General features: G+C 43.0%; 17 protein-coding genes and 1 riboswitch. Of the genes, 11 read left to right on the top strand and 6 right to left on the bottom strand.

Annotated features, from left to right (window positions below; translation table 11 throughout):
- Positions 1-48: 48 nt before the first annotated feature.
- The 4 genes from CCC32_RS08590 to CCC32_RS08575 form a co-directional block, all read right to left on the bottom strand.
- Positions 49-564 carry a GNAT family N-acetyltransferase gene (locus CCC32_RS08590; RefSeq protein WP_287073737.1) on the bottom strand — a complete coding sequence of 172 codons (516 nt, stop codon included), beginning with the start codon at positions 562-564 and terminating at the stop codon, positions 49-51.
- 366 nt (positions 565-930) lie between these two features.
- On the bottom strand, positions 931-1,164 hold the full coding sequence (locus tag CCC32_RS08585) for a hypothetical protein (protein ID WP_044080833.1): 234 nt from the start codon (positions 1,162-1,164) through the stop codon (positions 931-933).
- Between the two features lie 34 nt (positions 1,165-1,198).
- Positions 1,199-1,576 carry a YccF domain-containing protein gene (locus CCC32_RS08580; RefSeq protein WP_044066235.1) on the bottom strand — a complete coding sequence of 126 codons (378 nt, stop codon included), beginning with the start codon at positions 1,574-1,576 and terminating at the stop codon, positions 1,199-1,201.
- A 12-nt stretch (positions 1,577-1,588) separates the two neighbouring features.
- Positions 1,589-2,212: a YqiA/YcfP family alpha/beta fold hydrolase gene (locus CCC32_RS08575; RefSeq protein ID WP_287073732.1), complete on the bottom strand. Its 624-nt coding sequence runs from the start codon at positions 2,210-2,212 to the stop codon at positions 1,589-1,591.
- 328 nt (positions 2,213-2,540) lie between these two features.
- Here CCC32_RS08575 and CCC32_RS08570 point away from each other — a divergent pair, with 328 nt between their 5' ends.
- The 3 genes from CCC32_RS08570 (at position 2,541) to rbr (ending at position 4,230) form a co-directional block, all read left to right on the top strand.
- Complete coding sequence (locus CCC32_RS08570) at positions 2,541-2,675, top strand: hypothetical protein (RefSeq protein WP_287073730.1); 135 nt, start codon at positions 2,541-2,543, stop codon at positions 2,673-2,675.
- A 330-nt stretch (positions 2,676-3,005) separates the two neighbouring features.
- Positions 3,006-3,542 (top strand): coiled-coil domain-containing protein, encoded by a 537-nt coding sequence (locus CCC32_RS08565; RefSeq protein WP_287073728.1) that lies wholly within the window; start codon positions 3,006-3,008, stop codon positions 3,540-3,542.
- A 145-nt stretch (positions 3,543-3,687) separates the two neighbouring features.
- On the top strand, positions 3,688-4,230 hold the full coding sequence (gene rbr / locus CCC32_RS08560; RefSeq protein WP_287073727.1) for a rubrerythrin: 543 nt from the start codon (positions 3,688-3,690) through the stop codon (positions 4,228-4,230).
- A 1,206-nt stretch (positions 4,231-5,436) separates the two neighbouring features.
- Here the strand turns inward: rbr and CCC32_RS08555 are convergent.
- Positions 5,437-5,628, bottom strand: a complete 192-nt coding sequence (locus CCC32_RS08555) for a hypothetical protein (RefSeq protein ID WP_287073725.1) — start codon at positions 5,626-5,628, stop codon at positions 5,437-5,439.
- Positions 5,629-6,010: 382 nt separating this feature from the next.
- On the bottom strand, positions 6,011-6,646 hold the full coding sequence (locus CCC32_RS08550) for a hypothetical protein (protein WP_287073724.1): 636 nt from the start codon (positions 6,644-6,646) through the stop codon (positions 6,011-6,013).
- Between the two features lie 352 nt (positions 6,647-6,998).
- Here CCC32_RS08550 and CCC32_RS08545 point away from each other — a divergent pair, with 352 nt between their 5' ends.
- The 8 genes from CCC32_RS08545 to CCC32_RS08510 all read left to right on the top strand — a co-directional run bounded on the left by CCC32_RS08545 (position 6,999) and on the right by CCC32_RS08510 (position 12,599).
- Positions 6,999-7,319 carry a helix-turn-helix domain-containing protein gene (locus tag CCC32_RS08545; protein WP_094383750.1) on the top strand — a complete coding sequence of 107 codons (321 nt, stop codon included), beginning with the start codon at positions 6,999-7,001 and terminating at the stop codon, positions 7,317-7,319.
- A 3-nt stretch (positions 7,320-7,322) separates the two neighbouring features.
- Entirely contained in the window at positions 7,323-8,579 is a 1,257-nt protein-coding gene (locus CCC32_RS08540) for a type II toxin-antitoxin system HipA family toxin (protein WP_287073722.1), read from the top strand.
- 149 nt (positions 8,580-8,728) lie between these two features.
- Complete coding sequence (locus CCC32_RS08535; RefSeq protein ID WP_287073720.1) at positions 8,729-9,415, top strand: nitroreductase family protein; 687 nt, start codon at positions 8,729-8,731, stop codon at positions 9,413-9,415.
- Positions 9,412-9,792 carry an MmcQ/YjbR family DNA-binding protein gene (locus CCC32_RS08530; RefSeq protein ID WP_287073718.1) on the top strand — a complete coding sequence of 127 codons (381 nt, stop codon included), beginning with the start codon at positions 9,412-9,414 and terminating at the stop codon, positions 9,790-9,792. Before CCC32_RS08535 ends, CCC32_RS08530 begins: the two co-directional genes overlap by 4 nt.
- Before the next feature lie 234 nt (positions 9,793-10,026).
- Positions 10,027-10,374: a TIGR04076 family protein gene (locus CCC32_RS08525; protein ID WP_287073716.1), complete on the top strand. Its 348-nt coding sequence runs from the start codon at positions 10,027-10,029 to the stop codon at positions 10,372-10,374.
- Positions 10,375-10,528: 154 nt separating this feature from the next.
- On the top strand, positions 10,529-11,395 hold the full coding sequence (locus CCC32_RS08520; protein ID WP_287073714.1) for a hypothetical protein: 867 nt from the start codon (positions 10,529-10,531) through the stop codon (positions 11,393-11,395).
- 156 nt (positions 11,396-11,551) lie between these two features.
- Positions 11,552-11,663: riboswitch (SAM-I-IV-variant riboswitch) on the top strand.
- Positions 11,662-11,871 (top strand): hypothetical protein, encoded by a 210-nt coding sequence (locus CCC32_RS08515; RefSeq protein ID WP_042519854.1) that lies wholly within the window; start codon positions 11,662-11,664, stop codon positions 11,869-11,871. It overlaps the preceding riboswitch by 2 nt.
- Positions 11,868-12,599 (top strand): NADAR family protein, encoded by a 732-nt coding sequence (locus tag CCC32_RS08510; protein ID WP_287073712.1) that lies wholly within the window; start codon positions 11,868-11,870, stop codon positions 12,597-12,599. Before CCC32_RS08515 ends, CCC32_RS08510 begins: the two co-directional genes overlap by 4 nt.
- The last annotated feature ends 2 nt before the right edge of the window (positions 12,600-12,601 follow it).

The raw sequence follows: 12,601 nt of genomic DNA, 5'->3' as shown, positions 1-12,601 counted from the left end.
AAGAGTGTATACCTGGCTTTCGGAAGATATTACCTTTATTGCAGTTTATTATCCTTTGTACTTAAACACCTTGACCATATCCTTGTCGCCACCCACGAGCTGGCTGCATCTGTTCAGCATTCCGGTGTCTGAGAAACCGCATTTCTCCATGACCTTTCCTGATGCAGGATTGCCTGTGAAGTGGTCTGCCCAGATGTTTTCGAAATGCTTCTCGTGGATGCAGAAGTCGAGCATCAGTTTCAAGGCTTCGGTGCAGATTCCTCTGTTCCAATAAGGCTTTCCTATCCAGTAGCCCACCTCGCAGTCGTTCTTGCCGATAGGGATGTTGCTGGTGGTGTGGGTGTAGTAGCCGATGCAGCCTATAGCCTCGCCAGTCTCTTTCAACACAATCGCCCATGTCGTGTCATTATTGAAATAAGTCCGGATTATCTCCAGACTTTCCTCTTCAGACTGATGCGCCGGCCATCCTGCATGTGGTCCTACGTCAGGGTCGGAGGCGTACTTGAAGAGCGCCTCTGCATCCGATTCCTGCCAATGGCGAAGTAAAATTCTTTCTGTTTCCATCCGATTATTTCAATGTTTTGCAGTCTATTTACGCAGTCTATCTACCATGTGCGCTTACCCCAGCCAGTCGGTAAAGATAAGTATACATTCGTGCACCTTCTCAAAGAATCTCCCTATCCGGCGCTTGATGCCCTTCCAATAAATCCCATTCTTTTTAACCCAAATCGGTCATTAGGACGTTTAAAGTGTAATTTTAATAACTGCTTGCAGTCTTTTGTTTTTTATAAGGTGTCTTTTGCTTGTTTTTAATTCGCAATAGCTCGCTATTACTCATTAAAAGCCAAACAAAATCCACTCTTCTAAAATAACAAAATCCAAGCAAGCCCTAATAACCGATTTGGGTTTAATGCTCATATACTTCGTTCTTTATTTTATTATCAATTCATTCAGTTTGTCCTCTCTGATAATCTTCGGCTGAGCCTTGCCTGCGAGAATGAGAATCTTCTTGCCATTACGATAAATATGAAGCTGTCGTGAGCGAACTACGGCTGTCAACTCCTCATCATTCTGCATGGCTTGCCAGATAGGATAATATATTCCCTCAGGTTCAAACAACTTTTTTTGAAGATGCGAGCAGAGGTTTGTTGTATCAATAGTCATAGCCATATTTCTTTAAACTTCTTTTCTTACCACTTTAAAATCCCAACTCCACATCCTTGCCGAATGGTGCGAGCGAAAGCCCTGCCATCTTGAAATGTTGTTTTCCCCATGGAATGCCGATGATGGTGATACATAAGATAAAGCCGAAGAACAGATGCACGAGGCAAGCCCACAAACCTCCGAAAATCAGCCAGAATAAATTCAGCGGAATGCGAATGCAACCTGTTGGACTATCCGTTTTCTTTACCGTAGAGCCAAAAGGCCATAGGCAGAGCAGACCAATCTTGAATGTCTGTATAGCAAAGGGGATGCCGATGATGGTACATGCAAGAGCCAGACTGCCTGTGAAATAACCGATGGCAGCTTCGAGACCTCCGAAGAGCCACCAAAGTAAGTTTCCTATTATGCGCATAAGTTTATTCTTTTATATTGTTTTGATAAATCTTTCTTCCTTTGTCGAAAATTCCATCATCATTTTCTGGGCAAGGGGAGCGTACCATGTCTTTACCTCCTGCTCAGTAGGCGTATGCCCGCCAGGGAAATGGAAGGCTTGATTGTAGTGCTCCAGAAAGAGCGGACAGAAGTGGGCGATGGCGTCATTATCACCAAAAAGTCCCCACACACGATCCTTATAATATGGGTCGCAATGGTCAAACTGCACGGCTTCCAGTTCTGCAAACTCCCCGATCAGCGCCTCGTCAATCACCAGCCGCTGGTTGCCGTCCTTTCTCGAAGCCTTGTATTCATGCTCGCCGATTCGCTCCTTCAGAAACTCCGTCATCATGAAATACGGATTGCCGAGCAAAGCAGGAATGCCCACCACGGGAGCCAGCATCTGGGCTAGGAAAGAGCCGCAGCTGTTGCCCAGAAGCAGGTCTGGCTGTTCGCGGTCGATGATGGAGCGAATCTCCCTCAATGCCTCCTTTGGATGCAACGGGAGGTCGGGAGTCAGCACCACCGCCGTCCCCTCAAACGCCTCTTTCAAGGCTCTCGCCATCGGACAACTGCCTGTGGCGAAAAAACCGTGTAGGAAAAGTATCTTCTTCATGCTATAATCATTGGATTATTATGCGTCAATACTGTTTAGGATAAGATATGCTCACCCACACAATATTTGTGTAATATATCTGCAAAGATATAAAAATATATCGGTAAGTCGTGGAAATGTCTCAAAAACAGATGATTTCCACGACTTACCGATATATATTCAATATGGAAAGTGATTTCAGATATTCTTCCACGTATAAAATACTACATTAATCGGTCTGATAAAATCCATCTAACAATCAAAATTCAGGCAAGCTTTAAAACCCACAAACGGTCATCATACTGTCAGAGACCTAATGGCGATTGAGGTTAAAAGGTAATCGGCAAACATGGACGGATTACAAATCAGTTGCTTTAGAAGCGAGAAGTATGTTTACCTTGACCTTGTTTATAAAATAGAGGTAATTGAGATGCTGGTTGGAAAGTTAAGCCTGCCGAAGCAGGAAATATACATAAAGGAGTAAGTATCTCTTAGACCTCTCATTGAGCGGCGGACAGGATTCGAACCTGCATTTACCATTAAAGGAGTAAGTGACTCTTGAGCCTCGCAAGGCAATAGAGAGACTATACCGCCGCAGTTGGGAAAGACGGAATACAGATTATCTGTGTATCTTTTTGGCGTTAATAGTCAATAACTAGTAATTTCCTTGGATTATGCCAGCCAGTAACTATTCAGCGGTAGGGCTGCACCCTTAATCCACGATTGAAATATACTGCAAGAAGACCTATAAAAAGGCAAAACAAAGTGTCTCTATTTCTTGCGTATGTGGGATATTTTTCGTATCTTTACACCTATGAAAGAGCAAGTTACGGACATATCAAAAGTGCTGCAAGACATGACGGCAGAGATGCGGTTGATGCGTGAAGCCATCGATCAGCAATATGCTGAGATTGCCAAACTGAACCGTAACATAGAAGCTCTGAATCGTCAAATACGCAAGAAGGACGAAGAAAATGCAAGACTTAAAGAGCGTCTGTCCAAATACGAGAAGCCCAAGAAGAATTCCGGCAACAGCAGCACTCCGCCAAGCTTAGACAACCTTCTCAAACTGAATATCTGCAATTTTGGCAAGAAGTTTGAAACACTCAAGAAAGGATTGATAAAATGTCGTGACTACATATTCAATTTCCTTGAAGACCCAATGATACCATCTGACAATAATGGAAGTGAGCGTGGAATACGCAAGTTGAAAATCAAGTTGAAGAACTCCTGTACATTCCGTTCTGATTTTGGGGCAGATGCATTTCTTGAATTACATTCAATCGTTGAAACAGCTAAGAAACGCAACAAGACTCCGTTCAATGCAATTCAAGCCTTATTTGAGGCTTGATACCCCGCCATGCCCTTTCGCTGAATAGTTACTGGCAAAAATTATTTTATTAAAAAGTCTAAAATCACTTGCAAGAAAGAGCAAAACGCATTATTTTTGTATCAGAAATATTTTTGGAATAATTACAAATAAAATACAAAACATTATGAAGGACTTAAAAGGAACCAAGACTGAGAAGAACTTGCAAGAGGCTTTCGCAGGTGAGAGCCAGGCACGCAACAAGTACACCTATTTCGCCTCCAAGGCTCGCAAGGATGGCTACGAGCAGATTGCGGCCATCTTCGAGGAGACGGCCAACAACGAGAAGGAGCACGCCAAGATGTGGTTTAAGCTACTTGAAGGTGGCGCTGTTCGCTCAACACGAGAGAACCTGAAGGCTGCCGCAGAAGGCGAGAACTACGAGTGGACCGACATGTACGACCGCATGGCCCGGGAAGCCGAGGAAGAGGGATTCCACGAGATCGCCGAGAAGTTCCGTGGCGTATGCGCCATCGAGAAGCACCACGAGGAGCGCTACCGCAAGTTGCTGCAGAACATCGAGGACGCCCTTGTCTTCAGTCGTGAGGGAGACGCTATCTGGGTGTGCCGCAACTGCGGTCATGTGGTGGTAGGCAAACAGGCACCTAAGGTATGCCCCGTGTGCGCTCATCCCCAGAGCTACTTCGAGTTGCAAGCCAACAATTTCTAACTTGCAACCACGACCAGCCGCCCCACAAAGACCCTAAATACGCAAAGAGGCTGTGTCAAAACTCATTTTTTGAAAATATGAACTTATAATTTGAAATTTGAGCATCCTAAAAGACTAAAGAAAGGGTCGTATCATTACTCAATACAGAGTTTGATACGACCCTTTTTTTTCTGGCAGTGCAGATAGATTGCATCATATTCCGGAAGGGGTTGCTCCTATGTTCAAGGGTGCGGCTGATTTGGAGGATGTGAATTTACCCCCAATTCGCCATAAATGTGATATTTCCCAAAAAACAGTCAAAACTGTCAGATTATCAGGTTTTCGCCGTAACGCATTGACGTACAGACTGTTCGCGACCAGATGGTTGTTTTGAATTGTCTGGATGGTTTGCTGATGAGAGGAAATGAAGTTTTGGGGCATCTGTCTGACATCAATTCTGCCCAACTGGGGCACGCTGCTTGCCCAACTGGGGCAAGGTGCTTGCCCATCATGGGCACGCTGCTTACCCCGGATGGGCATAATTGTAGTCAGGCAGATGCCCAATAAGTTAATGTCGTAATACCCATATTCCTGTTCCCGGAATTCTGCCAACGCATACAATTCCTTACATCTGACAATTGTAAGCGTATCCGCGATGCCAGTATATACGGTCCGTAAACGTATCCGCGATGCTATTGTATAGAGTCTCAAAAAATATCGCCCCTTCCATCAGCAAACCATCCAGACAATTGGCTGACAATCGCCAGGTGGTCAACTGTCTGTCTGTCAGAATGTTACAACCAAAAACCAGATGGTCTGACAGTTTTTTCGGAAATTCTTGTTTTTACTGAGAATCATCGATATTGGCAACTTTTACTTATATCTATCAACATAACTTAATTCCGCCAACAAGTTATAACTATTCTTGCATGTCAGTAAGGAAAAATAGAGGCTCCCAAATTATAATATTTATGTGACATTTAATTGACATCCAAGCTTTTTTATACCATTCACTTGCCGACGCAGAGCATCTAACACGCTGATAATCAGATATGAACACAATGCAGGAACAGAGTTTGAGCCGTTGTTGGAAACGGAGGTCTTGCTTCTGCAAATCGCTGATTATCAATACAATATGCCGTAGTATTCCTATTTGTTTTCTCTTGTTTTCACGTCCTACTTTCCGATGCAGGAAATAAACATCGTTGATTATCAGATAGTTAGGTGTTAAACGATAGAAAAGTGCGAAAACTGCTCAAAATAATTTTCAAAAATCGCATTTTTAACGGAATTAATATTTGTTAAGGTGACAAAAGCCCCAGGTAGGCTCAAAATCGGCAAAAATATAGAGTTTAAGCTGCTTTTGAAGGGATGTGCCACCTTTCTTAAACTATAGGATAAGTTCTTTTGTTCTTTCATTCGGTTGAATATTTCGTTAAATGTTGATATTTTATGCTCAAAATATTGTGGTGAAAAAGTAGGCGTTTTACACCCTTAGTCTTACCCGCATAGATGAACCCTGTAACTTGCATAGTTCACGTTTTTCATTTTCACGTCCGATAATCATAGTGATACATGATTTTAGTATTTCCGCTACAAATAAAGCAAAAAAGTTGCTATAACCAGCGGAAAAGTGTATTTTTCTTTGTATTTCCGCTGAAAATAGAGTGTTTTTAACGTAATTCAAAATTCAAGAAGGCTGTTCTTATTCTAAATTATGTATAATGGTTTGAAGCATAATCTCCGAAAACACCCAAATGTTTTTGCCAAAAACCTCCGAAAATACCGAAATGTTATAATTCTATAGAGATTGTTCAATTAAGCGTGTGAGCTCACCTTGTACCCTTGCATCATAGTTGTCACGGAGTGAAACGGCCAATGATAGCCTGTCCACCCATTCGGCTTCAGCACCAATCTTGGTGACAGGCGGGTATTTCCATGCCTCAATGATGATGTTGCCGTCGAACTCATTAGGACGTACCAAGGTTCCAGAACTCCTAAAGTCACGGAGCTGTTTGACGGTCATCATAATAATCCTTTCCGGGTCAGGGTTGAGCCATGTATAATGTGCCAGGGCATTGATGCCACATGCGGGGTAGTGTCCATCTGAAAGCAGGTCATCACAGAAAATGCGTTCTTCAACAGGATTGATGAGGACGGATTGAGCCTGTTCCCAAAGATCCTTCCCCGTCTTATCGAAGCGGATGACTTTCCGCTTGGAGCCATCGTCCACCTTCTGGCACAGCCCCAGGTCTTCAAGGCAAGTAATGCCAAGCGTAATGCTTGCATATGAATAAGGCAACTTGTCTTCTAAGTCTCGTGCTGCCAGCCCTTCGATACTTTCTATCTGCAAATGGTAGAGCAGCAGGTATTGGGCTACTGGTGTCAGAGCCTTTGCCTGTTTGGTCTTGCGAATACGCTCATTAGCCAGAAGCATCGGCAGGTGAACGTATTTGTCAGATGCGATGAAATAAACATCCTTGTCGATGAGCCTTTGCCGTTCATAGGCTGGACATGTCGGCAGCAAGAATACCGTGGGACGCTGTAACAGCGAAGTAAGATTGCTGGTAGTCTATACCACTTTCTTGTGCAGTAATGCGAAAAGATATTGCCGTGGATTTCTAGGGATGTGATGCGATGTTCTGTCTCGGGAGTATACTTTTTGTTCCAAAAGACGACCCCAAATTGTTAAAAAAGCCCTATTGTAATTATTTTTTTATATCATAACATATCATAAAATAAAGAAATTGTTGTATCTTTGCGCTCGTAAATATAAGTTGAGTATCAATATGAGCAAGACAACAATGGGCAATAAGTTGCCCCGAAAACTGGAACAGAAGATGCAGACCGTAGGTGAGCAAATCAAACTGGCTCGTTTGCGTCGTAATCTTAGTGTAGTACAGGTTGCAGAACGGGCTACCTGTTCTCCTCTGACCGTTTCGAGGATAGAAAAAGGAACTCCGACAGTAGCGATAGGCATCTATCTACGTGTGCTCTATGCCCTACAGCTGGATGATGACATCCTGTTGTTGGCACAGAAGGATGAGATGGGGCGGGCCTTACAGGATCTTGCGCTGAAACATCGTGAACGTGCCTCTAAGAAACAATAAGGTATGAAGACACTCTATGTATATGCGGACTTCGACTGGCTTGACGAACCAATGCTGGTTGGTGAACTTGGCTATGAATCCCTTCGTGGCTCAGACTCCTATTCGTTCAAGTATGATAACGACTGGCTCCGTCAGTATGGCAGCCTCTATCTGAGTGCCGACATCAACAACTATCCAGGTCAGCAATACTCCCAGCCGGACAGGGACATCTTCGGCTGCTTCAACGATGCCTTGCCTGACCGTTGGGGAAGATTGCTGCTTAACCGTCGCGAACAAATCCTTGCCACGGAAGAGAAACGCCCCGTACGTAAGCTTTCGTCATTTGATTACCTCATTGGTATCGATGACTATTCTCGTATGGGTGGTTTCCGCTTTAAGGAAAAACAAGATGGAGAGTACATCAATTGTGAGAAATCGCTTCGTATTCCCCCTTTGACCGACATTAGGGCTTTGGTGGCAGCCAGCATGGAAATTGAGAAGAGCGAGGAACTGAATCAGTTGCCAGAGAAGAAATGGCTCTTGCAATTAGTCCATCCTGGCACTTCGCTTGGCGGTGCCCGCCCCAAGGCTGGAGTGATGAATGATGAAGGCCGGATTTGCGTAGCCAAGTTCCCGTCAAGGAACGATGACTATGATGTAGGCCTTTGGGAACACCTCAGTCATCTGTTGGCAAAAGAGGCTGGAGTCGAAGCAGCAGAGACTAGCGTCATTGAGACAGGCAAGAAATATCATGCCTTGCTCTCCAAGCGTTTCGATAGGACAGTTGAAGGACGAAGAAAGCATTTCGCATCAGCCATGACCTTGTTGGGCTTGACTGATGGCTGTGATGCCAAGTCGGGCAACGGCTATCTGGACATCGTGGACTTCATCCTCCAGAACTGCTGTGACGTAGAGCAGAACCTTCGTCAACTCTATCGTCGAGTGGCATTCAATATAGCCATCGGCAATAGCGATGACCATTTCCGCAACCACGGATTCCTGCTGACTCCACGTGGCTGGACGCTATCACCGGCATATGATATGAATCCGACTCTGAATGAATACCAGACTTTGCTTATCAACTCCACAACGAATTATGCAGACCTTCAGGTGTTGCTTGATTCCTCGGAGGAGTATATGATAGGCAAAGACGAAGCCGTGTATATCATCGAAGAAGTGAAGGCTGGTGTGAAGCATTGGAAGTCCATAGCCACTCGCCTGGGTATAGCCAAGCGAGAAATGGATGTGTTTGAACAGGTATTCCAACGCTCACTTAAATGAAAAAAATACGTAGCATGATGTAGCGAGACTGATACACAACGACTTACATTCTATAACGACAATAAATCAATGTAGCGAAAATGTAGCGGTATGTATCTTAATGTAGCAAAAAGACATATAATAATGAATAGTAATATATCATCAAAAATATGACAATGCAGGAAGCTATAGAAGCCCGACATAGTGTAAGGGCTTACAAAGACCTGCCATTGAGCGAGGAAATCGTCAAGTTGCTTGAAGATGAACTTGTGAAGTTGAACAATGAGGGTCAACTCCATATTCAGTTGATATGCAATGAGCCGAAGGCATTCCAAGGGACTATGGCCAAATACGGAAAGTTCCGTAATGTCAACAACTATCTGGTCATGGCAGGAAAGAAAGCCGAAGACCTTGATGAGCGAGTGGGCTACTATGGAGAGCAAATCGTCCTTCTTGCCCAGACATTGGGACTCAACACCTGCTGGGTAGGACTCTCGTACCGCAAGGTTCCAGAGGCTTACAATGTCGGCAAAGACGAAAAGCTCGTCTGCATGATTGCCCTTGGCTATGGAGAGACACAGGGTGTCCCTCACAAAATCAAAACCGTCGAGCAAGTCAGCAATGCCAGTGACATCACTCCATCATGGTTCAGGAAGGGTGTCGAAGCTGCCTTGCTTGCACCAACTGCTGTGAACCAGCAGAAATTCTCATTTGAGTATGTCGGCATGAACAACAACCGCCATCAGGTAAGAGCCAAGAAGGGCATCTCCATGATTGGCTATACACAGATGGACTTGGGCATTGCGAAGTACCACTTTGAGTTAGGTGCCGGAAAGGATAATTTTGATTGGGTATGAACATTGAGCAGGTCAGAGAGTACACGTTATCACTTCCAGGAGTGACCGAAGACCAGGCGTTTGGTGAAGACATCCTTAACTTCCGCTTGGAAGGAAAGATATTCGTCTGCCTTTGGTTAGGCGGTGGCAGATATGATATGAAGGACGGAGTTTCAAGAATTGCTTTGAAACTGTCACCAGACAGGAATATCGAGCTTAGAGAACGATTCTCAGCCGTGACACCAGCCTATCATTGGAACAAGACGCACTGGAGCGATGTATATTACGAAGAAATGGACGAAGCAATAGTAAGGGGGGTGATTAAAGAGTCACACCAACTCATTGCATCGAAACTTCCAAAGGCAATTCGCTTAAAGTATTTGTCTGAATGTGATTGATTTAGATGTGGAAAATGAAAATTAAGAAACGTAAAATCAAGTACGCAACCATCTTCTTTCTCTGCTGGTTGGCCCTCCTGGTATTCCTCGTAGATGGAGTTTTGAAATTCCATACATTGGTTGACTATTTCGGCTCCTACGCATTGGTGGAGGTGTCACTGCTGTTATTGGTCATTCTGCCTACATGGGCTGTTTACAAATTCACTAAAGAAAAATAAAAAGAAACATATATCTATGAAGAAAGTAAAGATTACCATCCTCAAAACGATGCTGTATGAGGGCTTGGCTAAAGAATATGGTATCTGTGGGCTAAAAGCCTGTTCCATGATGAAAGTAAGCGATGTATTTTACGCTGACTACGCTAAGCCGAAAGGCTTTTGTGACGAGGCGTGGAAAGCCCTCTACCAGTATGTGTTTGCCCTGGCACACGGTGCAGACAAAGGACTTTTCTATTATGGTGACTGGATCAAGGAACCTGGGGTGACCATCGTCAGTTGCAATGATGGTCTCCGACCAGTTATTATGAAGTTGGAGGCAACGGATGAGGACGCAAAGATAGAATATACTACTGTGGAAAGATGATAGGTATTGCTTTCCAAGCAAAGCGAACAAACATATTTACGCCAAAAATTGGATAAGGCAATTTGAGATATAAAACGACATAATTATGCTCTCTTACAATAAATAAAACAATTTTTACATATTATTATTGACTATAATGAGAAAAAATAAATACATGAAAAAAATCTGTTGCATATTTTTCTTTTCCCTTTTAACTTTTCCTGCAATTGGTCAGCAAAGAAATAGTAAGGGCCAAAAGATAATAAGCAAGATTGAAGCATATTCACAAAGGGGAGACAAACCTTATATTATCATTGACTTTAAATATAATTCAAACCTTGAGTTACAAGAAGTCGTTCAACAAGCACCTGCAAGCAAACAGACTTTATATTGGAAGAAACAAGGGAATGCCTTAACACAAAAGGTAGTATGGGACTATCAAACTATATACAAGCCCTCCAAGTACACCTACGCCCTCACTCCTGATGGATATATCCATACCAAAACCATAGATGATTTAGGCATAGATGGAAGTGTTCTAAGACACTTATATGAATACCACTATGATGCAAAAGGCACTAAGTTGTCCATGATTTATGAACGAACTTTTTTCAAGGAGCGGAATGGAAAATTTGTAGAGTTATCCGACCGTGATAAGACTTATTATGGTTGGGACTCCAATGATAATATGTTCAAATCAGATTTAGATTCATACCAATGGAAAAGAGGTCAAAAAGAAAGCAATTTGCCGATAGAATGGAATGCGTTTAAGTATTACGATGAACTTTTGAACGACACAAACCTTAATTTGGCCCTTATTGATGAAAGTTTAAGAGACATCAATGACTTCGTATTGTTGACGGAATGGGTCAGTTGTCACTCAAAACATTTAGTAGAAAAGAGATATTATACATTTAGTTATATTTATGACAACAAACGTGGTAACTCAGATAAAGACGAAAACAAAGGGAATATTATACGGATAGATGTTTACCAACATGGACACTTAGATAAGTTCTTCAAATTATACTATATGATGTAGCCATTATGTTCATAAATAACCAATTTGAGATATAGGGCTGTATCTAAAAACTTTTGCCGAATAAACAATTGTTAACGCCGATTATTTTGATATCTCAAATATTTTATATACATTTGCAACGCTTTTCGGGAGATTAGCATTAGTTCTTTGAGAATTTGACAGCATCAAGAGACAGCCTTTGAGCTGCCCCAACCGAGCAACATATTCGCCACGGTGGGAAAATGATGTGAATTAACATGGTTATTTATAGTTAATTAAAATAGAATATGAACATTCAAAATTACATTTCGGCTTTTAGTGGCGTAGAGACTTACAATGTTTCTATGCTGGATTTCATGTGGAAAAAACTCATGGCTTGCAAGGAGGCTTTTGAATATGGCCGTGAACCAAGCATCGACTATGCCTTGCTGAACAGTAAGCACATCAACGTCTTAGGTAAGGAACTTTCTTTTAACCAATACATTATAGCAGCATGAATAATATTGTATTAGGTCGTGAGGAGAAGTACGGAATCTCTCCACAAATTTGGACGTATGATATCCTGCGAACCATTGTAAATGGCATTCATCTTAATTTCTGCAACACTGCAGAGGGATTCCCTTTCGACTTCAACGGGCATACCTTTATCGAAAGCATACGTCTTTTTATGTGTGGCGAATGGTCAAACAACACTGAAGATCACCTTCGCATTCAAAACTCCATTCTGCAAGAGCGAAGCAGTTGGGCTTGTTATAGGTTCGTCACCGCATTGAATTGCAGAAAAATACGGAACGACTTCCCAGCTTTCCAGCTTCAGTGGATGTTGTTTGTGACGTGGCAGAAATGCATGTGTAACGCCGACTTCCGCCGTATGCTGTGCAGCGTTCCACAATGTGTTACACTGGTCCGGGACAAGACAGGAGACGATTACCAAAATGCCACTTTTTGGGGGTGTCTAAATGTAGAGCGATGTAACCGAGAAAAGAAACTTCGGGAAGACTTTATCCGCCGTCGTGAAGGGCAAGACCCGAAAGAATGGAGGCAAAAACTGAAGCGTGAACGTGAGCTGCTGAAAAATGTCGGCGAGTGGAGGGGGCAGAACAATATGGGTAAGATTCTTATGATTTGCCGTGATTGCCTTATAGGGGGTAACAAACCTCCTATCGACTACGACCTGCTGAATCGGTCGAATATCTACCTGCTTGGTGAACGATTAACTTTTTAAAT

It is taken from the genome of Prevotella sp. LMAG:51 (genome assembly GCF_008680225.1).
Taxonomy (GTDB): domain Bacteria; phylum Bacteroidota; class Bacteroidia; order Bacteroidales; family Bacteroidaceae; genus Prevotella; species Prevotella pectinovora.
The sequence above is the reverse complement of the archived record's forward strand: the minus strand, read 5'-3'. Positions and strand labels throughout refer to the sequence as shown.